Below are 22,646 nucleotides of genomic sequence, written 5' to 3' on the forward strand. Positions count from 1 at the left end.
CATGTCACGCATTGCCAATCGTTTTGCCGAACTCGCGGGCAAGAAGGCCCTGATTCCCTTCATCACCGCCGGCGATCCCAATCCCGGCCTGACCGTGTCGCTGATGCATGGCCTGGTGGAAGGCGGCGCCGACATCATCGAGCTGGGCGTGCCGTTCTCCGATCCGATGGCCGATGGCCCGGTGATCCAGCGCGCCTCCGAGCGCGCGCTGTCGCACAAGGTGGGGCTGCGCCATGTGCTGGAAATGGTGGCCGAGTTCCGCCGCGCCGATGAGGTGACGCCCGTCGTGCTGATGGGCTATCTGAACCCCTTGTGCGCGATGGGCTATACCGAATTTGCCAAGCGCGCCAAGGCCGCCGGCGTGGACGGCGTGCTGACGGTGGATTGTCCGCCGGAGGAAGCTGTCGATCTGCAGGCGGCGCTGGATGCCCAAGGACTGGACACGGTGTTCCTGATCGCGCCCACCACGCCGCCGGCGCGGGTGGCGGAAATCGCCAAACTGGCGCGCGGATACGTTTATTATGTGTCGCTGAAGGGCGTCACCGGCGCGGGACATCTGGACATTGACGACGTAGCGCGTAAAATTGCTGCCCTCAGACAACAATTGCCGCTGCCGATAGGCGTGGGCTTCGGGATTCGCGACGCCGCGACTGCCAAGGCCATCGCCACCGCTGCAGACGCGGTGGTGGTGGGCAGCAGGCTGGTACAGGAAATTGAGGCGGCGACACCCGAAACTGCCAAAGAGCAGTTAACTCGTCTGGTGGCCGAACTAAAGGCCGCCATCCGCTAGAACACCGACGGGGGCCATCGCCCCCGTTCATGCGCCGGGAACCGTCCCGCGCATTTAGATTCAAGGAGTCAGCATGAGCTGGTTGAATAAGCTCCTCCCGCCGAAGATCAAGCGCGAAAACCGCGCCGACAAACCTTCCGCGGTGCCCGAGGGGCTTTGGAGCAAGTGCCCGGAATGTGAAGCCGTATTGTATTACACCGACCTGGAGAGCAATCTGCAGGTCTGCCCCAAGTGTGGTCATCATCATCCGCTGACGGCGCGTCAGCGCCTGAATCTGTTGCTGGATGAGGAAGGCCGCCGCGAAGTGGGCGAGGAAGTCAGGCCGGTGGACATCCTCAAGTTCAAGGACAGCAAGAAGTATCCGGACCGCCTCAGCGCAGCCAAGAGCGATACCGGCGAGGACGACGCGCTGGTGGTGATGCAAGGCAGCATCCACTCCCTGCCAGCCGTGGTGGCCGCGTTTGAATTCCGGTTCATCGGCGGCTCCATGGGCTCGGTGGTGGGCGAGCGCTTCGTGCGCGGCGTGCGCGCGGCGGTGGAAGCCAAGGCGCCGTTCATCTGCGTGGCTGCTTCCGGCGGCGCGCGGATGCAGGAGGGCCTGAACTCGCTGATGCAGATGGCCAAGACCAGCGCCGCGCTGCAACTGTTGTCCGACCACAAGCTGCCGTTCATCTCCGTGCTGACCGACCCGACCATGGGCGGCGTATCGGCCTCGTTCGCCTTCCTGGGCGATGTGGTGATGGCCGAGCCCAAGGCGCGCATCGGCTTCGCCGGCGCCCGTGTCATTGAGCAGACCGTGCGCGAGACCTTGCCGGAAGGCTTCCAGCGCGCGGAGTTCCTGCTGGATAAGGGCGCCGTGGACATGGTGGTGGACCGCCGCGAGCTGAAGCGCAAGGTCGCCAACATGATTACCTTGCTGATGAAGGAACCGTCGGCAGTCTGACGACGACGCTCTCTTATCGGATTCCAAGCCCGCTCCGTCACATGACAAGCGGGCTTTTGCTTGCTGTGCAAGCCCGTCTTCTGGATTGTCATGACGACTTGAATTCCATATGACATAATTTTGCCGTCATTCAAAAATAATGAGGAGTCCTGCCAATGAGCCAATTCAATCTTCATGCGCAGGAGCAAGGCGGCCGGGCGGTGTTTCAATGGATTTTCGCTTAAAGCATTTTCTTCAGTTGTAATCGGCGCCGTCAGGCAGCCGCTCCCCGCTCTGCCCCTTCCACCGCATCCGCGCGGTGACTTAAGCCTGCTCGTCAGGCCCATTTTCCCTACTCATATCTTCGCGCTAGCCAGCCAGCTGTTTTCCCGCGCCGGGCGGCATGGTCACGGCTGCGGGTAGTTCAGCTGGCGCTTGGCGCGTGAAGCCCAATCAGGAAGTTTGTATGCAACAACTGGATATTTCGGCAATCGGCACGGTTGTTCTAAGCGAACGACTTTGCCTGGAGCCTTTGCAGGCGGAGCATGCGACGGCATTGTTTCCCTTGTTCCAACATCCGCGCATCTACGACTGGATATCGATGCGGCGGCCGGCGTCTGTCGAAGCGCTGGCAAAAACCTGGCGCGATCTGCCGTTTAAAGCGGCGGGCGAGCCTGATGAGTATGGGTTCGGATGGGCGGTGATGCGGCTGGAGGACGGCGCATGGCTCGGCAAGATGGATGCCGATATCCGCGCCGATGGCATCGCCAGCAATGTCGGCTATTGGTTTGCCCCGGATTACTGGGGGCAAGGCTATGCCAGCGAGGCGGTCGCGGCTTTGGCGCGCCATCTGGCCTTGCATGGGGTATATGAGCAACGGGCCACCGTGACGGTGGGCAATGAGGCCTCGTTGAAGGTGCTGGCGCGCGGGCTTTGTTCAAACGCGGGTGTTGCCGGATAACGATACCGTGGGCGGACGCCTAGTCGATGACATTGAGTTTGTTCGGCTGGACTTGAGGTAGGCCGGACATTGTTGGAAAACACGCCCCGAGGTGAGTCGGGGCGCGTATGGCTTGCGCTCAGGGCTGCGGCGCCGGCTGCCCGGCTTGCGCGGTCTTCTGCGCGCGCGGCGGGGCGTTCTTCACGTACTTGTCGAACCAGTTGAGCATTTCGTACACCAATTGCTCGTTGGATTCGCGCGCGGCGTACCAGTGGGGCTCGTGCGGCAGCATCACCAGACGGGTGGTGCCGCCGTTGCCGCGGATGGCCTCGAAGAACTTGGAGGCCTGCAGCGGGGTGGTGCCGGGGTTGGCGTCGTCGGTGCCGTGGACGATCAGAATCGGCGCTTTCAGCTTGTCGGCGTAGAAGAAGGTGGACACCTTGCGATAGACATCGGGCGCTTCCCATACCGAGCGGCGCTCGCTCTGGAAGCCAAACGGCGTCAGCGTCTTGTTGTACGAGCCGCTGGTGGCCGCGCCAGCGCGGAACAGGTCGGTGTGCGCCAGCAGGTTGGCCGTCATCAGCGCGCCGTGACTGTGACCGGTGACGGCCACGCGGTCCGGATCCACCACGCCCAGTTTCACCGCCTCATTCACGGCCGCTTCGGCGTCCATCTTCAGCTGGTCCAGGTAGCTGTCGTAGGCGGCTTTCGGATCGCCCACCACCGGGAACGAGGCCTGGTCGATGATGGCGTAGCCTGCCAGCAGCAGGTATTTGTACTGGTACAGGCGGGTGAAAGTCTGCTGCGAGCCGCTGACCTGGCCGGCGCTGGCGGCGTCGGCGTAGTCCAGCGGGTAGGCATTGAGGATGGCCGGGATGCGGGTGCCTTCCTGGTAGCCGGGCGGCGTATACAGCGTGAACGACAGTTCCAGCCCGTCGGCGCGCTTGTATTTGACCAGCCGCTTCTTGATCTGGCGCAGTTCCGGCGTCGGGTCGACGATGTGGGTGACCACGGCCGGCGTGGACGAGAAAACAGCCTCGCCCTTGTCGGCGCTGACGGGGCTGCCCAGTTTGCGCAGGAAGGCGTTGGGCGCTTCGGTCGGCGTCTGGCGCCAGGTCAGGAAGCTGCCGCTTTGGCTGGACAGGCCGATGAAGCGCTCATAGGCGGACTTGTCGCTGCGGAACAGGCGCTGGCTTTCGCCGGTTTTCAGGTTCAGCTTGTCCAGGAAGGGGCGGTTGCCTTGCGGGGAGGCGCCGGTGCCGGCCAGGTAGATGGCGTCGCCTTCCAGCTGGATCACCCGCTCGCCATTGGCCAGAGTGCGATGCACCGGGCTGCCCGGATCGGCGTACTTGTTGTCGAAGGACATGTCCCACAACAGCTTGCCCGCCTGTTTCGCATCGTCGATGTTGACGATGCGGGTCTGCCGCCAGTGTTTGTTCAGATCGATCTCATGCACCAGCGCGGTGTCGGCGCGCTCGCTCCAGTCTATGCCGGCGAAACGCTGAGTGGTGCGCAGGATTTCCACCGGCGCGGCGGTGAACGGCGCTTTTTGCATCATCACCTTGTCGCGCGCCGGCGCGGTGTTCTGCCAGTCGCCGCCATCCAGCGCCTCGGCCCAGAGCAGGGTAGCCGGCTCGGTGGCGCGCCAGAAGAAATCGCGCGGACCAAGCGGCTCGCCATGCACCGGCACGCGGTCGGCCAGCGGCAGTGAGGCGACGGTGTGGATGGCGATGCGGCCAGGCTGGGCAATATTCCAGACCTGCACTTCATGCGGGAAGCGTTGGTAAGTGGTGACGTAGGAATAGGGCTTGCGCACGCTGGACACCAGGATGTGCTTGCCGTCCGGCGCCGGCGCCACGCCATCGTATAGAGCCGCTTGGCCAAGCGGGGTGGCTTTGCCGCTGGCGGCGTCCACCAGCAGCAGCTGCGAGGCGGCATAGTAGTCGAACAGCGCTTCGTCATGCGGGCTGTTCAGCGTATCGCGGGTTTCATAGGTGCTGCTCTGGCCCTTTTCGCCATCGGCTTCCTGCACATTGGGGCCTTCCGGGCCCGAATCCTTCACCGGCGGCGGCCCCAGTTTGGCCGGCACGGCCTTGACCAGCAAGGTTTTCTGATCCGGCATCCATTGCAGTTCATCGTTGAGCATCGGGTTCAGGCGGATGCCGGGAAGCTTGCGGATCCGGCCGCTGGCGACATCGCCGACCCAAACTGCTACCGCATTCTGGGTGGTGTTGGCGAACGCGAAGCGTTTGCCGTCGGCCGACCAGATCGGCGCATCCGGGCAGGCGCCGGCCGGCAGCGAGATCGCCGTTTCCTTGCCGCCGGGGAGGGCCACCAGCTTGAAGCTTTCGGCGCACGGCGCGATGCCGTAGCCGCCAGGCGTGTCGTGCTTGCTGCGATTGGCCGGCTCGACGCGGGTGCCGGCCAGTTTCAGGTAAGGCGCGGCCACGCGGGCGATGGACGGATACTCCTGCCAAGCCACCAGCAGCATGTTGTCCTTGGTGGGGCTGATGCTGGGGCCGGGCAGCGACGGCGCGCGCATCACTTTCAGGATGTTGGCCGGCGGTTGCTGATAACCGGCAGCGGATGCGGCGGCGGGCAGCATGGCGCAGGCCGCCAGCGTGGCGGCGGCGATGCCCTTCAGAGCGTGCAATGGAAACATGGTCATCCTTGTAGACATCTTGTTGTGGTGATTGTCCGTTCATCAAGCGCCAACGGGAGGCTGCTGACGCGGCCTCCCGTTGGAAAGACACAATGACAAATTTATCACATGTCATATGTGTTGGGGTGATGGTCTTGACCTGTTCAATTCACCGTATGAAAGTATTTGACGATGCTGGAGAAGTCCAGCTTGCCATGGCCTTGGTGCACGTGTTCTTCATACAGATTGCGCGCCAGCGCGCCCAAAGGATTGGCGGCGTGGCTCTGCAGCGCGGTTTCCTCGGCCAGTCCCAGGTCCTTCAGCATCAGCTCGGACATGAATCCGCCGGCGTAGTTGCGGCTGGCCGGCGCATTTTCCATCACGCCGGGCCAGGGGTTGTAGAGTTCGGTAGCCCAATTGCGGCCGGAGCTTTTGCTGATGATTTCAGACAAGACTTTCGGGTCCAGGCCGTTTTTCACCCCCAGGGCCAGCGCCTCGGCGGTGCCGGCCATCAGGATGCCCAGCAGCATGTTGTTGCAGATCTTGGCGGTCTGGCCGGCGCCTGCGCCGCCGGCGTGGAAGATGTTCTTGCCCATCGCTTCCAGCACCGGGCGGGCGCGGGACAGGTCCTGCTCCGCGCCGCCAACGATGAAGGTCAGCGTGCCGGCCGCTGCGCCCGCCGTGCCGCCGGACACCGGCGCATCCAGCATGGCCAAGCCTTTTTCCTGCGCGGCCTCGGCCACCTTGCGCGCCGTGCCGGCGTCTATGGTGCTGCAGTCTATGATCAGCGTGCCCTTGGGCAGCTTGGTGAAAAGGCCTTCATCGCCCAGGTACAGGCTGGCTACATGTTTGCCGGCAGGCAGCATGGAGATCACCACCCCCGCGTCCTTGGCCGCGTCGGCGGCGCTGGAGGCGGCTCGGCCGCCGGCGGCCGCCACCTTGGCCAGCGCCTCGGCCGACAGATCGAAGGCACTGACCTGGAAGCCCTTGTTCAGCAGATTGACGGCCATCGGGCCGCCCATATTGCCCAGGCCGATGAAGGCGATGTGTTCCATGCTGCTCTCCTCTGTTTGGTTCTGTTTGTTTTATTTGAGCGCGGCCAGGGGGTGGTCCCCATCGCGCCAAGGCGATTCGAAGTGCCCATCGACCCAGACCTGGTCTATGTCCGGCAGCTGGCGGCTCCAGTGCGGATTGCGGTCTTTGTCCACCAAGAGCGCGCGCACGCCTTCCGGAAAGTCCGAGCGGGCGCAGAAATTCACCGACAGCACCAGCTCCATCCGCAAGGCCTCGGCCAGCGACATGTGCTTGGAGCGGTTCAGGATTTCCCAGCTGACGGCGGCGGAAGTGGGGCAGCCATGGGCGAAATTCTTGGCGGCGTCGGCGAGCCACGGGTCTTCGAATGCCGTTTGGGTCAGCGCTGCGCTGACGGCGGCCAGGTCGCCCTTGTTCATCAGCCGGTGCACCGCCAGCAGATTGCGTTCGACGTTGGAGGCGGGCAGGGCATCGCCCAACTGGCCTTCCAGCTGGTTCAGCAGCGCGCTGGCTACCGCCGGGTGGCCATGCGCGTCGCCGCTCCAGTCGGCCTGTTGCAGCGCTTGCAGCAGCGCCGGGTAAGCATCCGCCGCCAGCACATGATCGGCCAGATTGGCGATCAGCGCGTCGTGGGCGTTCAGCGGCGCGCCGGTCAAGGCCAGGAACAGGCCCAGGTGCGCCGGCATGCGCTGCAGGAACCAGCTGCCGCCCACGTCCGGGTACAGGCCTATGGTGATTTCCGGCATGGCGATGCGGGTGGCGGGCGTGACCACGCGGTGGCTGGCGCCGGCCATCAGCCCCAGGCCGCCGCCCATGACGATGCCGCCGCCCCAGACGATCAGCGGCTTCCGGTAACGGTGGATGCGGTAGTCGAGCGTGTATTCCTCGGTGAAGAAGGCCACCGCGTGCGGATGCGGGTAGTGCGGCTCGCTCACCAGTTTTTCGCGCAGGCTGCGCACATCGCCGCCGGCGCAGAAGGCACGCTCGCCAGCGCCGCGCAGCACCACGGCGACGATGCCTGCGTCGCGCTCCCAGATGGTGAGGCGCGAATCCAGCAGCCGGATCATGTCCAGCGTCAGCGCGTTCAGCGATTTTTCGGCATTGAGGGTGGCGATGGCGATGCGATGGCCGTCGCCGGTAGTCAGTTCGTCAAACAGCACCACGTCATGCATGGCGGGACCTCGTTCGGGTGATGGGCGGGTTTCAGGCGTTCTTCCAGTTCGGCGCGCGCTTTTCCAGGAAGGCGCGGGTGCCTTCGGCCTGATCGTAGGTGTCGAACAGCTTGATGAAGGCCTCGCGCTCCTTGATCAGGTTCCAGGCGGGCGGCTGAGTGCGGGCGGCTTGCACCAGCTGCTTGCACACGCCGACGGACGACGGCGACTGCTTGGCTACGCCTTCGGCCAGCTTGATGGCGGTTTCCAGCGCCTGGCCCTTGGCCACCACCTGTTCCACCAGGCCGATGCGCTCGGCGGTGGAGGCGTTGACGCGCTCGCCGCATAGGATCATGCGCTTGGCCCAGCCTTCGCCGACCAGCCAGGGCAGGTTCTGGGTGCCGCCGGCGCAGGGCAACAGGCCGACGCCGGCTTCCGGCAGCGCCATCTGGCTTTGTTCTTCGGCGATGCGGATGTCGCAGGCAAGCGCGCACTCCAGGCCGCCGCCCATGGCGTAGCCGTTGATCGCCGCGATGCTGACGCCGCGGAAGCCGGACAGCGCTTCGAAGGCCTCGCCGAACAGCATGGTCATCTCGGTGGCCACCTTCTTGTCGCCATCAGCGAACAGATTCAGGTCCGCGCCGGCGGAAAAGAACTTCTCGCCCTGGCCGGTGATCACCAGCGCGTAGATGTCGCGGTCGGCGTTGAGATCGGCCACCAGTTGCTTCAGCGCGGTCAGGCTGGCGCGGTTCCAGGTGTTGGCCGGCGGGTTGTCTATGGTCACTACGGCAGTGTGGCCGCGTTTTTCCACGTTCAGGTGGGCGTAGCTTTGCATCTGAATTCCTTTTCTTCTGCCACGAAAAGACACGAAAGGGACCACTCTTGCCATGGCCACAAGCAGGAGGCGTGATCCGAAAGCGCGATAGTTCGTGTTCTTTAGTGGTTTTCGTGGCGGCCAAATAAGCTGTTAACGCAGCGTTTCCAGCGCGCCGTCCTGCAGCATCTTGCGCGCGACGATCATCCGCATCACCTCGTTGGTGCCTTCCAGGATCTGGTGCACGCGCAGGTCACGCACATGGCGCTCCAGCGGGAAGTCCTGCAGATAGCCGTAGCCGCCGAACAGTTGCAGCGCGTTGTTGGCGATATTGAAACTCAAATCGGTGGCCAGCCGCTTTGCCATCGCGCAATAGGCGGTGGCGTCGGCGCTGGCATTGTCCAGTTTCCAGGCGGCCAAACGCACCATCTGGCGCGCGGCCACTAGTTCGGTCAGCATGTCGGCCAGGCGGAACTGCACGGTTTGCAATTCTGCCAGCGGGTGGCCGAATTGCTGGCGCTCCTGCACATAGCGCTGGGCGGCGTTCAGCGCGGCCTGGGCGGTGCCGACGGCGCAGGTGGCGATATTGATGCGGCCGCCGTCCAGGCCCTTCATGGCGAAGGCAAAACCCTGGCCTTCCTCGCCCAGGCGGTTTCCCACCGGAATTTCGACGTTGTCGAAGGTGATGGCGCGGGTGGGCTGGCTGTTCCAGCCCATCTTCTTTTCCTTCTTGCCATAGCTGACGCCCGGCGCGTCGGCCGGCACCACGAAAGCGGAAATGCCCTTGGGGCCCGGGCCGCCGGTGCGGGCCATCACCACCAGCACCTGGGTGCTGCCGGCGCCGGAGATGAACATCTTGCCGCCGTTCAGCACGTAGACTTCGCCCTTGCGTTCGGCGCGGGTTTTCAGCGAGGCGGCGTCGGAGCCGGCGCCCGGTTCGGTCAGACAGTAGCTGCCCAGCACTTCGCCAGTCACCATTTTCGGCACCCACTGCTCGGCCAGCTGCTTGCCGCCGAAGCTGGCGATCATCCAGCTGACCATATTGTGTATGGTCAGGTAGGCGGCGGTGGAGGTGCAGCCGGCGGCGAGCTCCTCGAACACGATGGCGGAGTCCAGCCGCGACAGGCCCAGGCCGCCGTAGGCTTCCGGCGTGTACAGGCCGAGAAAACCCATGTCGCCGCTCTTGCGGATCACGTCCAGCGGGAAGAGGGACTCGGCATCCCATTCGGCCGCGTCCGGGGCCAGCTCGCGCTCGGCGAAATCGCGGGCGCTTTGTTGGAAGGCGATCTGGTCTTCGTTCAGTTCGAAATTCATTTACAGCTCCTGTTTGCCACGAAACCCACGAAAAACACGAACCAAGGCGTCGATCATTCAAGGACCGGCGCTCGGCCGTCATTCTTTTGTGTCATTCCGTGGCCAGTAAAACCGGTTTAACGCAGCGAGATGGTGGTGTGCACCTTGCCGCTGCTGGCCTCGTCGTCGAACCAGCGGCTGGTGACGGTCTTGGTCTGGGTATAGAAGGCCACCACCTGCTTGCCGTAGGGGCCGAGGTCGCCCAGCTTGGACGCGCGGCTGCCGGTGAAGCTGAACAGCGGCACCGGCACCGGGATCGGCACATTGATGCCCACCTGGCCGACATCGATGTCCTCCTGGAACTTGCGCGCCGCCGCGCCGCTCTGGGTGAAGATGGCGGTGCCGTTGCCGTTGGGGTTGGCATTGATGATGGCGATGGCTTCATCCAGCGTGTCGGCGGCCATCAGGCACAGCACCGGGCCGAAGATTTCCTGGTGATAGATCGCCATCTCGGGTTTGACGCCGGAGAAGATGGTCGGGCTGACGAAGTTGCCATGTTCGAAACCGGCGACTGTGACATCGCGCCCATCCAGCTCCAGCTTGGCGCCTTCCTCCACGCCGCGGGCGATCAGGCTCTTGACGCGGTCCAGCGCGGCGCGGGAGATCACCGGGCCGAGGTCGGGGTTGTCCTTGCCGGGGCCGACTTTCAATCCTTTGGCCTTGGCCACCAGTTCCGGAATCCATTGCTGCGCCTCGCCCACCAGCACAGCCACGGATAGGGCCATGCAGCGTTGTCCGGCGGCGCCGAAAGCCGCGCCGGTCAATTGGTTCAATGCCTGCTCCTTGTTGGCGTCCGGCAGCACGATGGCGTGGTTCTTGGCGCCCATCATGCACTGCGCGCGCTTGCCGCTGAGGGTGGCGCGCTGGTAGACGTGGGTGCCCACCTTGGTGGAGCCGACGAAGGAGACGGCCTTGATGTCGGGATGGTCGCAGATGGCGTCGACGACCGACGCCGCGCCGTGCACTACGTTGAGCACGCCCTTGGGGATGCCGGCGTCCAGCGCCAGCGCTACCAGGCGCATCGTCACCATCGGGTCTTGCTCCGACGGCTTCAGCACGAAGGTGTTGCCGGTGGCGATGGCCATCGGGAACATCCACAGCGGGATCATCGCCGGGAAGTTGAACGGGGTGATGCCGGCGCATACGCCCAGCGGCTGCTGCACGGTGTAGGTGTCCACGCCGCCGGCCACGTTTTCGGCGTATTCGCCCATCTGCAGCGTGCCGATATTGGCGGCGTGCTCCACCACCTCCAGGCCGCGGAAGATGTCGCCCTCGGCGTCGGCCAGGGTCTTGCCTTGCTCGGCGGTGAGGATGGCCGCCAATTCCTTCATATTGTCGCGGATCAACTGCTGGTATTTCAGAAAGATGCGGGCGCGCGCGCCGATCGGCGTCTTTTTCCAGGTTTTGAACGCGTCCTTGGCGGCGGCGACGGCTGCGTTGACCTCGTCGGCGGTGGCCATCGGCACGCGCGCCAGCACTTCCTGGGTGGCCGGGTTGACGATGTCGCGCCATTCCGTGGTTTTGGATTCGACGAATTCGCCGCCTATCAACAGCTTGATGTTCGGTACTGACTGGCTCATGGCACGGTCTCCTCTATTTGTTCGGGCTGATGGCGCTGCTCAGTTGTAGCTGTAGAAACCCTTGCCGCTCTTGCGGCCCAGATGGCCGGCCTGCACCAGTTGGGCCAAGAGCGGGCAGGCGCGGTATTTGCTGTCGCGGAATTCGTGGTACAGGATGTCCATGATGGACAGACAGGTGTCCAGGCCGATCAGGTCGGCCAGCGCCAAGGGGCCGATCGGGTGGTTCATGCCCAGCTTCATCACGGTGTCGATGTCCTCGGCCGTAGCCAGGTTTTCATGCAGCGCGAAGGCGGCCTCGTTGATCATCGGCATCAGTACGCGGTTGGAGACGAAACCGGCGGCATCCTTCACCGTGACCGGCGTCTTGCCCAGCGCCTGGGAGAGGCGGAACACGGTCTGGTAGGCCTCGTCGCCGGTCTGCAGCGCGCGGATGATCTCCACCAGTTGCATTACCGGCACCGGGTTCATGAAGTGCATGCCCACCACGCGCTCCGGGTGGCTGACCCAGCTGGCGATGCGGGTGAGCGAGATGGACGAGGTATTGGAGGCGAGGATGCACTTTTCGCCGACTGCGGCGTCCAGCTCGCGGAAGATCTGTTCCTTGATGGCGGCGTTCTCGGTGGCGGCTTCGATTACGACATCGCAGCCGGCCAGGTCGGCCAGCTTGGTAGTGGCGCGGATGTGAGCGACGATGCCGGGGATATTGGCTTCGGCGATCAGCTCCTTCTTGGCCATCCGCTGCAGGCTGATATTGATATTGGCCATGCCTTTGACCAGGGCCGCGTCGTTGACATCGGCCAGCACCACCTCGAAGCCCTTCATGGCAAAGACCTGGGCGATGCCGTTGCCCATGGTGCCTGCGCCCACCACGCCGATTTTCTGGCTCATCTGTTTCTCCTGGACTGTTTGCTCTAACTTTTGATCACGATAACTTGACGTTTACGTCAACGTCAACAGACAATGAACACAAATGCAGGCGACTGTGGCGCGCGTGGCCGCGGCGGGAGAATCGGGGTACAGACATATGGGCGAGCAGGTTTTCAATATCACGGAATTGGCGCAGGAATTCGACGTCACCACCCGCGCCATCCGCTTCTACGAGGACCAGGGCCTGTTGGAGCCGGCGCGGGCCGGGCAGCGCCGCATCTACAACCGGCGCGACCGCGTGCGGCTGATGCTGATCCTGCGCGGCAAACGCATAGGCCTATCCCTGCAGGAGATACGCGAGCTGTTCGCGCTGTACGACGCGGCGCACGACGATGCGCCGCAGTTGCAGGAATTCATCCGCATCCTGGCGCGCAAGGAACAGCAGCTATTGGAGCAGATGGAAGACATCAAGGTGGTGCTGACTGAAATCGGCCAGTTGCGCGCCCAGTGCGAAAAGACGCTGGGCAAACGCAACAACGGCCACAATCGAGCAAAGGAGTTGTGATGCAACAACAGGAAATCGTGATTGTGGGCATGGCCCGCACCGCCATGGGCGGCTTTCAGGGCGCCTTGGCCGGCTTGAGCGCCAGCCAGCTGGGCGCGGCCGCCATCCGCGCCGCGGTGGAGCGCGCCGGCGTTTCCGCCGGCGAGGTGGACGAAGTGATCATGGGCTGCGTGCTGCCGGCCGGCCAGGGCCAAGCGCCGGCGCGCCAGGCGGCGCTGGGCGGCGGCCTGCCCCAGTCCACGCCGTGCACCACCATCAACAAGATGTGCGGCTCCGGCATGAAGGCGCTGATGATGGCGCATGACCAATTGCTGGCCGGCAACGGCAATGTGGTGGTGGCCGGCGGCATGGAGAGCATGAGCAACGCGCCGTATCTGGTGCCCAAGGCCCGTGGCGGCCTGCGCCTGGGCCATGGCGAGATCAAGGACCACATGTTCCTGGATGGCCTGGAAGACGCCTACCAGAAGGGCACGCTGATGGGCGTGTTCGCCGAGCAGTGCGCCGAGAAATACGGCTTCAGCCGCCAGGATCAGGACGAATTCGCCATCGCCTCGCTGACCCGCGCCCAGCAGGCGATCAAGGGCGGCCAGTTCAAGGACGAGATCACGGCGGTGACGGTGCCGGGCCGCGGCGGCGACACCGTGGTGGATACCGACGAGCAGCCGCTGAAGGCCAATCTGGACAAGATTCCGACGCTGAAGCCGGCGTTCAAGAAGGACGGCACCGTCACGCCGGCCAATTCCAGCTCCATTTCCGACGGCGGCGCCGCGCTGGTGCTGATGACGGCGGCCGAGGCGGCCAAGCGCGGCCTGCAGCCGATCGCCCGCATCGTCGGCCACAGCAGTTTTGCCCACGAGCCGGGCTGGTTCACCACCGCCCCGGTGCATGCCATTGAAAAGCTGCTGGCCAAGACCGGCTGGAAGGCTGGCGAGGTGGATCTGTATGAGATCAACGAAGCCTTCGCCGTGGTGACGATGGCGGCGATGCACGACCTGAAACTGTCGCACGACAAGGTCAACGTGCATGGCGGCGCCTGCGCCCTGGGACATCCCATCGGCGCGTCCGGCGCCCGCATCGTCATCTCGCTGTTGTCGGCATTGAAGCAGCGCGGCGGCAAGCGCGGCGTGGCCAGCCTGTGCATAGGCGGCGGCGAGGCTACCGCGCTGGCGGTTGAGCTGATGTAAGGCGTAATCGAAAACCGCAATTGCAGGCCGCCGGCATGTGTCGGCGGCCTGTTTTTTTGCGACGCATCAAGCCACGCTTGCATTGACGGGAGTCTTGACGGATGGTGATAGCAAGCCTGAGCGGCTGGCGCATCGCCGCCGGCTGCTTTATCATCGCCCGCCTTTAGCCCTGCAAACGAATGCCGCCATGACTGACACCATCGAAGCGCTGCCGCCCGAGATCCAACTCGACGATTATCTGGCGGAACACAACGCCACCATCGTCACCACCGAGGGCAGCCACGCGGTGTCGGTGCATGGCGAACTGGAGCTGGATGGCCACCGCATCCCTTATCATCTGGTGCCGGACGAAGGCTTCCTCGGCAAGAGCGGCAAATGGCGCAAGCTGTCGCCGGAAGACCGGCTGGCTTTGGTCAAGGAACGCTGGAACGACGCCGCGCGGCTGAGGATGGAGGCGCAACTGTTAGCTTGCGCGCGCGAGGTGTTCGCGGTGGACGGCATCGAGCCGTTGCGCGCGCTGAGCGCCTTCATGGCCAAGTACGAGCGCGCCAAGGTGCGTTGCACCATCGCGCTGGACCGGGTGGCCGCCGCGCGCAGCCGGCAGACCGCCGACAAGGCTGCAGCCAAGACGCGAGACGCGGTCAACCTGTCGCGTTACCCGGAATCGTTCGCTACCGCTTACGCGATGCAGCGCCACTTCATCGCGGTGCTGGGGCCGACCAACTCCGGCAAGACCCATGCGGCGATGGAGCACTTGCAAAAGGCCAAAAGCGGCGTCTATCTGGCCCCGTTGCGCTTGTTGGCGCTGGAAAACTATACCCGGCTGCAAGAGGCCGGCATCGCCGTCAGCCTGATCACCGGCGAGCAGCGCAAGCTGCACCCGGACGCCACGCATGTCGCCAGCACGGTGGAGATGCTGAATCCGGAGCGCCAGGTTGAGGTGGCGGTGATCGACGAGATCCAGTTGCTGGATGATCCGGACCGCGGCGCGGCCTGGACCGCCGCCGTGTGCGGCGTGCCGGCGCAGACCGTTTACCTGGTGGGCGCGCCGGAAGCGCGCGAGGCGATCGAATCGTTGGTGGCGCGCGTCGGCGGCACGCTGGAAGTGCGCACGCTGGAGCGCAAGACCGCGCTGCAGATGGACAAGGCGCCGCTGATGTCCCTGAAGAATCTGAAGCCGGGCGACGTGCTGATCGCTTTCTCGCGGCGCGAGGTGCTGAACTGGCGCGACAAGGTGATAGAGCAGGGCTTGAGCGTATCGGCCATCTACGGCAACCTGTCGCCGGAAGTGCGCCAGGCGCAGGCCGAACGCTTCGTGTCCGGCGAAACCCAGGTGGTGGTGGCCACCGACGCCATCGGCATGGGGCTGAACACGCCGGCGCGGCGCATCATCTTCACCACCGCCAGCAAGTGGGACGGCTACGCCGAGGGCATCATCGCCGCCCCGCTGGCCAAGCAGATCGCCGGCCGCGCCGGCCGTTTCGGCAAGCATGAAACCGGCTATGTCGCAGGCTTCGACGGGCTCACCCACAAGACCATAAGCGCGCTGCTGCGGCAAAAGGCCGAGCCGCTGCCGAACAACGGCTTCTTCGTCGCGCCCAGCCTGAAGTACCTGGAAGCCATCTCGCAAGCGACGGGGGAGGTCAGGCTCAAGGCCCTGCTGAGCCTGTTTGCCAAGCACATCAATGTGCACGATGAGTTCTTCCTGCCGGCCAATCTGTCCGACCAGATGGAAAAAGCCGAGTGGCTGGACGCCTTGCCCTTGAGCCTGGCCGACCGCTACACCTTCAGTCTGTGCCCGATCTCGACCAAGATTCCGATGCTGGAGAACGCGCTGCATGACTGGGCCGAGCACCGCGCCCGCGGCAAGGCCGCGCCGCTGCTGCGGATGATGGGCACGGGAGGGCGCAACGAGCTGCAATACCTGGAAGACAGCTGCAAGCTGTATGCCGCTTACGCCTGGCTGGGCTATCGCATGCCGGACACCTTCCCGGATGGCGAGATGGCGCAGTTGCTGATGCAAAGCACCTCGGAGCGCATTGATGCCTTGCTGCAAGTGCAGAACGCGCAGAAGCGCAAGAGCGGCAAGGGCAATGGCTTCGAGCGGCGCAAGCCGGGCGCCCGCCGCCGCAGTTGATGCTGCGCAATAAAGCCGAATCCCCGCGTGCTGCGCGGGGATTTTTATTTCACATCGCCGGAGGCGTTAGGCCTTGGTGGAGATATGGGGGGTGGAGACGCTAGGCACCAGCAAAGACTGGGTAGCCTGATACTGCGCCAAGTCTTGCCTGCCGCTGCCAATCAGCTGTTGAGCCCGGCTGACGCTCTGCGTGGCCAGGGTGGCTGGCGCGGTGGCGGTCTGCGCGGGGGTGGGCGGCGTAGCAGCCTGCTGCGTCTGGGCTGGTTGGTTGGCGGCGCGGGTGGTTTGCGTGGCGGCGGCGGTTGCGCCATTGTTATTGGCCGCATTGTTCTGGGCCGGAGCAGCAGCCGGGGCGGTATTGCCGTTGACCGCGGGCGCGATGGCGGCGGCGGTGGCCGGCTGCGGGTTAGTCGCCAGAACGGCTGCGGTGTTATTCACCTGGGCGGGGTTGACCTGAGGCGCAGCCGGAGGCCTGGCTTGCGCGGCGTTGGCATTTGCCGCCTGTGCCGTTTGCGCCGCCTGGTTTTGTTGAGCGCGTTGCGTTTGCTGAGCGCTCTGCAGCGCCTGTTGGCTGCGGCTATTGGTCAACTGTTCTTGCAGTTGCTGTTCCACGCGGGCGGTGTCCGGGTTCTGCCGGACCGCGGTCTGCGTTTGTGGCTGGCTGGTGGCTTGCTGGACAGCGGGCTGGGCGGTGTCCAGCGACGACTGCACCTGCCGCGTGTTCGACACGGCATAGTGCGGTTGCGTCGTCGTGTTGCCAATGCTGGCGATGTTTGCCATGGCTACAGTCCCAGTGTTCCTATATCGCTGATATTAGTACATTTTTCGACTGATGGCTTGATTTCTTTGCTGTCTACTCGGTTAGCACCAGTTGCAGCATGCGCCTAGCCAGATCGTCGACGCTGAGTTCGCCATCGCGGCGATACCATTGCACCGTCCAGTGCAAGCTGCCTAACAGCGTGCGGCGCAGCAGACGGGTATCTTGCTTGACCAGTCCGGCGGCGGCGGCCTCATCCAGCACTTGTTGCCATAGCGCTTCGTAGCGGTCGCGCAACACTATCAGTCCGGGTTTGGCGGTTTCCGATACGCTGCGCCACTCGTACAACATCACTTCCAGCGCGGCCTGGTTGTCGCCCAGCAGCGAGTTCAGGTGCACGCGGAACAGGGCGGCAAGCTTGTCGCGCAGCGAGGCGGCCTCTGCCAGCGCCGTGGCCAGTTGCTCGGTGGTGCTGGTAATGCCCAGCGCCATCACCGCCACCAGAATCTCTTCCTTGGTGCGGAAATGGTAGAACAGGCTGCCGGACTGCATGCCGACGGCGCTGCCCAGGTCGCGCACGGTGGTGCGCTCGTAGCCTTGGTCGCGAAACAGCACGGCGGCGGCGCGCACCAAGGCCATGCGGCGGTTGTTTTCTTCGGGCGGTCTTGGGGTTTCCACTACGCTCATGTCATTCCTGGGTGGCGGTCAAAGCCGGCAGCAGAGTTTGCGACGCCTGCCAGACCATGTCGGGTTGCATTTTTTCCAGACAGTCGGTGTGCCCGTACGGACAGCTGCGCTCGAAGCAGGGGCTGCAGTCCAGATTCAGCGACACGATGGCGGCGCGGTCGGACAGCGGCGGGGTGAAGTCCGGGCTGGACGAGCCGTACAGCGCGACCAGGGGTTTGTCGAGCGCCGCGGCGACGTGCATCAGGCCGGAGTCGTTGCAGACGGCTAGCGTGGTCAGCCCGATCAGGTCGATCGCTTCCTCCAGGCCAGTGGCGCCGCATAGGTTGACCGCGCTGCCGGCGGACAGGCGGGCGATTTCGTCGCCGATCTCCTTGTCCTTGCCGGAGCCGAACAGCCATACCGCGTAGCCTGCGGCATCGAAGCGGCGCGCCAGTTCGGCGAAGTGGCGCGCGGGCCAGCGTTTGGCCGGGCCGTACTCCGCGCCGGGGCAGAAGGCGATGGCCGGGCGCGTCAGATCGAGAGCCAGGCGCGCCGCGACCTGGCGCTGAATGGCCGGATCGGTGCTCAGCTGCGGATTGGGAATGGGGCGGGGCAGCGCCGAGCGCTTGTCTTCCGCCAGCGCGCAGAAGCGCTCCACCATCATCGGCAGTTCCTGTTCGTCCAGCTCGCGCGCATCGTTCAAGAGGCCGTAGCGGGATTCGCCGAGGAAGCCTGTGCGCAATGGGATGCCGGCGAATAGCGGGATCAGCGCGGATTTCAGCGAGTTGGGCAGCACGATGACCTGATCGAAGCCTTCCTTCGCCAGCTGTCGCGCCACTTTCCAGCGCTCGGCCAGCCGCAGCGCGCCGTGGCCAAACGGATTCAGATGCGACTTGGCCACTTCCGGCATCCGCGCCAAAAGCGGCAGGGTCCAGGCCGGCGCGAACACATGCAGTTCCAGTTCGGCGTGGCGCTGGTGCAGGCGGCGGTACAGCGGTTGTGCCATCACGCTGTCGCCGACCCAGGACGGGCCGATGACGAGGATTTTCTTTTTCATGCGGGGTGCTTCCGGTTCCAAACGCAAGCCGGCTGGGGCAGCGCGGCTTGCGTTTGGCGGCGGCAAGCAAAAAAGGGGTGGCCCGCGCCACACCCTTTGCCGTCGTTGCGGACGCTGGCCTCAGTGGTGATGGCCTGCCGGGCCGATCAGCTTGTACTGGGTGCCGCAATACGGACAGAGCGCCTCGCCTGTCTTGGCCACCGGCAGGTAGACGCGGGGGTGGGAGTTCCAGGCCTTCATGTCCGGCATCGGGCAGTGCAGCGGCAGGTCGTGCTGGGTGACTTCGATATAGCGTGCGGTGTTTTCTTTCAGTTCTGCCATGGTCGTTCCTTGTTGCAGCGAGCGGGCTTCCGACAAAAGCGCCGCCAGCAGGACGGCTGGAGGGCCGCTCGCTGCTGGCGCGCGAGATGCGGATTCTACCGCTTATTTTACGTAAGTGAGCCAGTGCCGATGTTCGGCATCCTGGCCCTTGACGATGCTGAAGTAGCGCTTCTGGATTTCGGAGGTGATCGGGCCGCGGCCGCCATCGCCTATCGGGCGGCGGTCCAGTTCGCGGATCGGGGTCACTTCGGCGGCGGTGCCGGTGAAGAAAGCTTCGTCCGCGCTGTAGACTTCGTCGCGGGTGATGCGCTTTTCCACCAGTTGCAGGCCCATTTCACTGGCAATTTGCACCACGGTGTCGCGGGTGATGCCTTCCAGCGCGCTGGTCAGGTCCGGAGTATATAGCTTGCCCTTGCGAACGATGAAGATGTTTTCGCCGGAACCTTCGGCCACGAAGCCATCCACATCCAGCAGCAGGGCTTCGTCGTAGCCGTCCGCCGTGGCTTCGTTATTGGCCAGGATGGAGTTCATGTAGTTGCCGTTGGCCTTGGCCTTGCACATGGTGATGTTGACGTGGTGGCGGGTGAAGGAGCTGGTCTTCACGCGGATGCCTTTTTCCAGGCCCTCGTCGCCGAGGTAGGCGCCCCACGGCCAGGCGGCCACGATCACGCGCACGTCGTTCTTCATCGGCGCCACGCCCAGCTTGCCGGAGCCGTAGAAGGCCATCGGGCGGAAATAGCAGGACTTCAGGCCATTGGCCTTCACCACGTCCAGGTGGGCCTGGTTGATCTGTTCCGGAGTGAATGGCAGATCCATGCCCAGAATCTTGGCGGAGCGGAACAGGCGGGCGGTGTGATCCTGCAGGCGGAAGATCGCCGGGCCGTCGGCGGTTTCGTAGGCGCGCACGCCCTCGAACACGCCCATGCCGTAGTGCAGCGTGTGGGTCAGGACGTGGGTGGTGGCGTCGCGCCAGTCCACCAGCTTGCCGTCATACCAAATATATCCGTCGCGATCAGCCATCGACATCTCGGTTCTCTCCTGTGTTGTGCTTTGTCCGGGCGCGGGGCCCTGTCTTGCCGGCGGCGGTCCGCCATTTGAATGGACCAGTGTATACCGCGGCGCGCGGCTTTGTGAACCGGCTGTCAGGAAAAATCGAGCGCTTGCTCGAAAACCTGTTGCCAAAGCTGTTTGCCGCAGTGGTAAGCGGCAAGCAAGGCGGCGTCCACGTCCACATTCTGCCTGTCGTTTAGGCGGGCCGCGTGCTGCAGGCGTCGGAACAGGCGGTAGCCATCGCGCGCCTGTTCCGCCAGCGCCGGGTCTATCAGTCCGGCCTGCCCAGCCACAGCCAGCAGGGCGATATTGCCGGTATTGCCGGTGAAAGCGGGCAGGCGGTGGGCGTGGGCCAGGATCAGGTACTGCACGATGAACTCGATGTCTATGATGCCGCCGCGGGCGTTCTTGACGTCGTCGTCGCGCGCGGGATGGCTCTCCAGCATCCGTTGGCGCATGGCCAGGACTTCATCGCGCAGCTTGGCCGGCTCGCGCCGCAGTGTCAGGATGGCGTGGCGCTCGGCCTCGAACTGCGCGCCGATGTCCGCATCGCCGGCGACGAAGCGGGCGCGCGTCAGCGCCTGATGCTCCCATACCCAGGCCTGGTTTTCCTGGTACTGGCGGAAGGCGGCGATGGAACTGACCAGCAAGCCGCTGGCGCCGTTGGGGCGCAGCCGCAGGTCGATGTCGTACAGAACGCCGGCGGCGGTGGCGCTGGTCAGCCAGGTGGAGAGCTTGCGCGCCAGGCGGGAGTACAGGTCAGGCGCATCGGGGTGCGGGTCGTCGTACAGGAAGATGATGTCGAGGTCTGAGGCGTAGCCCAGCTCCTTGCCGCCCAGCTTGCCGTAGCCAATCACCGCGAAGCGCGGCGTATCGATGTGGCGGGCCGGAATGTCGCGCCAGGCGTGGCGCACCGCCGCGTCCAGCACCAGGTCGGCGAGCCGCGACAGCTCGTCGGACAGCGCTTCCAAGGTCCACATGCCGGCCAGGTCCTGCGCCACCAGGCGGAAGGTCTGGGCGTGCTGGAAGTGGCGCAGCGCGTCCATTTTGGCCTCGACGTCGCCCTCTGCCTGGTCCAGCTGCGTTTCCAGCTGGGCGGCCAATTGCGGCCAGTCCGGCGCGGCGTACAGCACGCGCACGTCGAGCAGCTCGTCCAGCAGGATGGGGTGGCGGCTGAGGTAGGCCGATACCCAGGCGCTGGCGGAGTACAGCGAGGCCAGCCTTTGCAGCGTCTGCGGGTATTCGGTCAGCAGCGCCAGGTAGGAGGCGCGGCGGCTGATGGCTTCCATCAAGCCGATGATGCGCGACAACGTGTCGTCGGCATTGGGGAAGCGCGAGGCCACTTCGATCAGCGCCGGCATCAGCGCGTCCAGCTTCTTGCGGCCGGACAGCGGCATCTGCAGATAGCGCTGGCTCTGCGCCAGGCCCTTGAGCTGGCGGGCGACCGCTTGGGGATCGGTATAGCCGAGTTCGGCCAGCTTCTGCTCCGGCGCCTGTTCCGACACGTCCAGCCATAGCTCGGACAGCGGGTGGTCCGGGCTGTCTTCGCTAGGCAGGATGAAAACCTGCTCAAAGTGCCGGCTGACCTTGGCGCGGACCGCAGCCAGCGCCTCCTCGAATGCGGTCCAATCGGCAAAGCCCATGCTGGCGGCGATCTTCTGGCGGGTGTCTGGCGCGGCGGGCAGGGTCTGCGTCTGCTGGTCGTCCAGATACTGCAGGCGATGCTCCAGATTGCGCAGGAAGGCGTAAGCAGCCTGCAGCTCCTCCACGGCGTCCGGCTCCAGCAGCCGCAGCGCGGCCAGCCGGTCCAGCGTGGCGCGGGTGCCGCGCAGCTGCAGGGTGCGGTCGCGGCCGCCGCGGATCAGCTGGAACACCTGGGCGATGAATTCGGCTTCGCGGATGCCGCCGGGGCCGAGCTTGATGTTGTCCGCCATATCGCGCCGCGCCACTTCGCGCCGGATTTGGGCGTGCAACTCGCGCATCGCGCCGTAGGCGTTGTAGTCCAGATATTTGCGGTAGACGAAGGGCCGCACCAGCTGGTTCAACGCCTCGGCGTCGCCCGTCAGTGCCTTGGCCTTTATCCAGGCGTAGCGCTCCCACTCGCGGCCCTGGCTCAGCAGGTAGTTTTCCAGCGCGGCGAAGCTCATCACCAGCGGGCCGGAGTCGCCGTAGGGGCGCAGGCGCATGTCGACGCGGAAAACCTGGCCGTCCGGCGTGATGTCGTTGAGCAGCGCGATCAGCCGTTTGCCCAATTGGGTGAAGTACTCGTGGTTGCTGATGCGGCGCGCGCCGTCGGTTTCGCCGCCTTCCGGGTAGATGAAGATCAGGTCGATGTCCGAGCTCACGTTCAGTTCGCCGCCGCCCAGCTTGCCCATGCCGATGACGATGAGCTGCTGCGGCTCGCCGCTGTCTTCGCCTATCGGCTGGCCATATTGCGTCAGCGCGGCCGCGGCGCAGGCCAGCGCCTGGCGCACGGCGAATTCCGCCAGCTGGCTGATGGTGCTCATGACTTCGTCCAGCGAGGCCAGGCCGTTCAGGTCGCGGCAGATCAGTCGCGCCATGACCGCCTGACGCAGCTGGCGTAACGCCGGCGCCTGCTGCTCCGGCGCGGTCAATGCCGGCCAGTCGACGAAAGTCTGCATTTCGTCCAGGGTGAAGGGCTGCTGCCATTTTTGCTGCAGGCGCTGGGCTTGCTCGGGGCGGGCGCTCAGCAGACGGTGTAAATATTGGGAAAACTCGCAACTGCGGGCAATGGCATCACTCGTGTTTGCTGGCATAATAGCTCCGACGGCTTGGCGCGTGGCCGGGTGACGGCGGCG

General features: G+C 64.7%; 19 protein-coding genes. 6 read left to right on the plus strand and 13 right to left on the minus strand.

The genetic code is table 11. From position 1 onward, the window contains the following. Position 1 precedes the first annotated feature (1 nt). From trpA to QUG01_RS00620, 3 genes are all read left to right on the plus strand, one after another. Positions 2-790, plus strand: a complete 789-nt coding sequence (gene trpA / locus QUG01_RS00610; protein WP_500828418.1) for a tryptophan synthase subunit alpha — start codon at positions 2-4, stop codon at positions 788-790. Positions 791-863: 73 nt separating this feature from the next. Then, the gene (accD, locus tag QUG01_RS00615) at positions 864-1,733 is read left to right on the plus strand and encodes an acetyl-CoA carboxylase, carboxyltransferase subunit beta (protein ID WP_500828419.1); all 870 of its coding nucleotides are present in this window, start codon (positions 864-866) and stop codon (positions 1,731-1,733) included. Between the two features lie 445 nt (positions 1,734-2,178). Then, entirely contained in the window at positions 2,179-2,673 is a 495-nt protein-coding gene (locus QUG01_RS00620) for a GNAT family N-acetyltransferase (RefSeq protein ID WP_500828420.1), read from the plus strand. Positions 2,674-2,791: 118 nt separating this feature from the next. On the opposite strand, the gene QUG01_RS00625 is transcribed toward QUG01_RS00620, so the two are convergent. The 7 genes from QUG01_RS00625 to QUG01_RS00655 form a co-directional block, all read right to left on the minus strand. Next, positions 2,792-5,314 (minus strand): alpha/beta hydrolase family protein, encoded by a 2,523-nt coding sequence (locus tag QUG01_RS00625; protein ID WP_500828421.1) that lies wholly within the window; start codon positions 5,312-5,314, stop codon positions 2,792-2,794. Positions 5,315-5,457: 143 nt separating this feature from the next. Continuing rightward, complete coding sequence (mmsB, locus tag QUG01_RS00630; protein ID WP_500828422.1) at positions 5,458-6,348, minus strand: 3-hydroxyisobutyrate dehydrogenase; 891 nt, start codon at positions 6,346-6,348, stop codon at positions 5,458-5,460. A 30-nt stretch (positions 6,349-6,378) separates the two neighbouring features. Beyond that, positions 6,379-7,497 carry an enoyl-CoA hydratase/isomerase family protein gene (locus QUG01_RS00635; protein ID WP_500828423.1) on the minus strand — a complete coding sequence of 373 codons (1,119 nt, stop codon included), beginning with the start codon at positions 7,495-7,497 and terminating at the stop codon, positions 6,379-6,381. A 31-nt stretch (positions 7,498-7,528) separates the two neighbouring features. Next, on the minus strand, positions 7,529-8,311 hold the full coding sequence (locus tag QUG01_RS00640) for an enoyl-CoA hydratase (RefSeq protein ID WP_500828424.1): 783 nt from the start codon (positions 8,309-8,311) through the stop codon (positions 7,529-7,531). A gap of 132 nt (positions 8,312-8,443) precedes the next feature. Next, a complete protein-coding gene (locus tag QUG01_RS00645; protein ID WP_500828425.1) occupies positions 8,444-9,604 on the minus strand; it encodes an acyl-CoA dehydrogenase family protein in 1,161 nt (386 codons plus the stop codon). A 116-nt stretch (positions 9,605-9,720) separates the two neighbouring features. Then, positions 9,721-11,223 (minus strand): CoA-acylating methylmalonate-semialdehyde dehydrogenase, encoded by a 1,503-nt coding sequence (locus QUG01_RS00650; protein WP_500828426.1) that lies wholly within the window; start codon positions 11,221-11,223, stop codon positions 9,721-9,723. A 39-nt stretch (positions 11,224-11,262) separates the two neighbouring features. Continuing rightward, positions 11,263-12,111, minus strand: a complete 849-nt coding sequence (locus QUG01_RS00655; RefSeq protein WP_500828427.1) for a 3-hydroxybutyryl-CoA dehydrogenase — start codon at positions 12,109-12,111, stop codon at positions 11,263-11,265. Positions 12,112-12,247: 136 nt separating this feature from the next. Between QUG01_RS00655 and QUG01_RS00660 the strand changes: the two genes are divergently transcribed. The 3 genes from QUG01_RS00660 (at position 12,248) to QUG01_RS00670 (ending at position 15,976) form a co-directional block, all read left to right on the plus strand. Further along, a complete protein-coding gene (locus QUG01_RS00660; protein WP_071108465.1) occupies positions 12,248-12,655 on the plus strand; it encodes a MerR family transcriptional regulator in 408 nt (135 codons plus the stop codon). Beyond that, positions 12,655-13,839 carry an acetyl-CoA C-acyltransferase gene (locus tag QUG01_RS00665; RefSeq protein WP_500828428.1) on the plus strand — a complete coding sequence of 395 codons (1,185 nt, stop codon included), beginning with the start codon at positions 12,655-12,657 and terminating at the stop codon, positions 13,837-13,839. Before QUG01_RS00660 ends, QUG01_RS00665 begins: the two co-directional genes overlap by 1 nt. A gap of 187 nt (positions 13,840-14,026) precedes the next feature. Further along, on the plus strand, positions 14,027-15,976 hold the full coding sequence (locus QUG01_RS00670) for a helicase-related protein (RefSeq protein WP_500828429.1): 1,950 nt from the start codon (positions 14,027-14,029) through the stop codon (positions 15,974-15,976). Between the two features lie 66 nt (positions 15,977-16,042). On the opposite strand, the gene QUG01_RS00675 is transcribed toward QUG01_RS00670, so the two are convergent. The 6 genes from QUG01_RS00675 to glnE form a co-directional block, all read right to left on the minus strand. Then, positions 16,043-16,756 (minus strand): hypothetical protein, encoded by a 714-nt coding sequence (locus QUG01_RS00675; protein WP_500828430.1) that lies wholly within the window; start codon positions 16,754-16,756, stop codon positions 16,043-16,045. Positions 16,757-16,829: 73 nt separating this feature from the next. Further along, on the minus strand, positions 16,830-17,420 hold the full coding sequence (locus QUG01_RS00680; protein WP_500828431.1) for a TetR/AcrR family transcriptional regulator: 591 nt from the start codon (positions 17,418-17,420) through the stop codon (positions 16,830-16,832). 1 nt (position 17,421) lies between these two features. Next, entirely contained in the window at positions 17,422-18,456 is a 1,035-nt protein-coding gene (gene waaF, locus QUG01_RS00685; protein WP_500828432.1) for a lipopolysaccharide heptosyltransferase II, read from the minus strand. Between the two features lie 120 nt (positions 18,457-18,576). Further along, entirely contained in the window at positions 18,577-18,777 is a 201-nt protein-coding gene (locus QUG01_RS00690) for a zinc-finger domain-containing protein (protein WP_043624705.1), read from the minus strand. 102 nt (positions 18,778-18,879) lie between these two features. Next, positions 18,880-19,803: a branched-chain amino acid transaminase gene (locus tag QUG01_RS00695; protein WP_500828433.1), complete on the minus strand. Its 924-nt coding sequence runs from the start codon at positions 19,801-19,803 to the stop codon at positions 18,880-18,882. Positions 19,804-19,919: 116 nt separating this feature from the next. Then, a complete protein-coding gene (gene glnE / locus QUG01_RS00700; RefSeq protein ID WP_500828434.1) occupies positions 19,920-22,604 on the minus strand; it encodes a bifunctional [glutamate--ammonia ligase]-adenylyl-L-tyrosine phosphorylase/[glutamate--ammonia-ligase] adenylyltransferase in 2,685 nt (894 codons plus the stop codon). Positions 22,605-22,646: the final 42 nt, after the last annotated feature.

It is taken from the genome of Chromobacterium sp. CCUG 76385 (assembly GCF_059916625.1).

Bases quoted from the DNA above. Each gene is read 5' to 3' on its own strand.
- trpA (WP_500828418.1), top strand. From the start codon at position 2: ATGTCACGCATTGCCAATCGTTTTGCCGAACTCGCGGGCAAGAAGGCC.
- accD (WP_500828419.1), top strand. From the start codon at position 864: ATGAGCTGGTTGAATAAGCTCCTCCCGCCGAAGATCAAGCGCGAAAAC.
- QUG01_RS00620 (WP_500828420.1), top strand. From the start codon at position 2,179: ATGCAACAACTGGATATTTCGGCAATCGGCACGGTTGTTCTAAGCGAA.
- QUG01_RS00625 (WP_500828421.1), bottom strand. From the start codon at position 5,314: ATGTTTCCATTGCACGCTCTGAAGGGCATCGCCGCCGCCACGCTGGCG.
- mmsB (WP_500828422.1), bottom strand. From the start codon at position 6,348: ATGGAACACATCGCCTTCATCGGCCTGGGCAATATGGGCGGCCCGATG.
- QUG01_RS00635 (WP_500828423.1), bottom strand. From the start codon at position 7,497: ATGCATGACGTGGTGCTGTTTGACGAACTGACTACCGGCGACGGCCAT.
- QUG01_RS00640 (WP_500828424.1), bottom strand. From the start codon at position 8,311: ATGCAAAGCTACGCCCACCTGAACGTGGAAAAACGCGGCCACACTGCC.
- QUG01_RS00645 (WP_500828425.1), bottom strand. From the start codon at position 9,604: ATGAATTTCGAACTGAACGAAGACCAGATCGCCTTCCAACAAAGCGCC.
- QUG01_RS00650 (WP_500828426.1), bottom strand. From the start codon at position 11,223: ATGAGCCAGTCAGTACCGAACATCAAGCTGTTGATAGGCGGCGAATTC.
- QUG01_RS00655 (WP_500828427.1), bottom strand. From the start codon at position 12,111: ATGAGCCAGAAAATCGGCGTGGTGGGCGCAGGCACCATGGGCAACGGC.
- QUG01_RS00660 (WP_071108465.1), top strand. From the start codon at position 12,248: ATGGGCGAGCAGGTTTTCAATATCACGGAATTGGCGCAGGAATTCGAC.
- QUG01_RS00665 (WP_500828428.1), top strand. From the start codon at position 12,655: ATGCAACAACAGGAAATCGTGATTGTGGGCATGGCCCGCACCGCCATG.
- QUG01_RS00670 (WP_500828429.1), top strand. From the start codon at position 14,027: ATGACTGACACCATCGAAGCGCTGCCGCCCGAGATCCAACTCGACGAT.
- QUG01_RS00675 (WP_500828430.1), bottom strand. From the start codon at position 16,756: ATGGCAAACATCGCCAGCATTGGCAACACGACGACGCAACCGCACTAT.
- QUG01_RS00680 (WP_500828431.1), bottom strand. From the start codon at position 17,420: ATGAGCGTAGTGGAAACCCCAAGACCGCCCGAAGAAAACAACCGCCGC.
- waaF (WP_500828432.1), bottom strand. From the start codon at position 18,456: ATGAAAAAGAAAATCCTCGTCATCGGCCCGTCCTGGGTCGGCGACAGC.
- QUG01_RS00690 (WP_043624705.1), bottom strand. From the start codon at position 18,777: ATGGCAGAACTGAAAGAAAACACCGCACGCTATATCGAAGTCACCCAG.
- QUG01_RS00695 (WP_500828433.1), bottom strand. From the start codon at position 19,803: ATGTCGATGGCTGATCGCGACGGATATATTTGGTATGACGGCAAGCTG.
- glnE (WP_500828434.1), bottom strand. From the start codon at position 22,604: ATGCCAGCAAACACGAGTGATGCCATTGCCCGCAGTTGCGAGTTTTCC.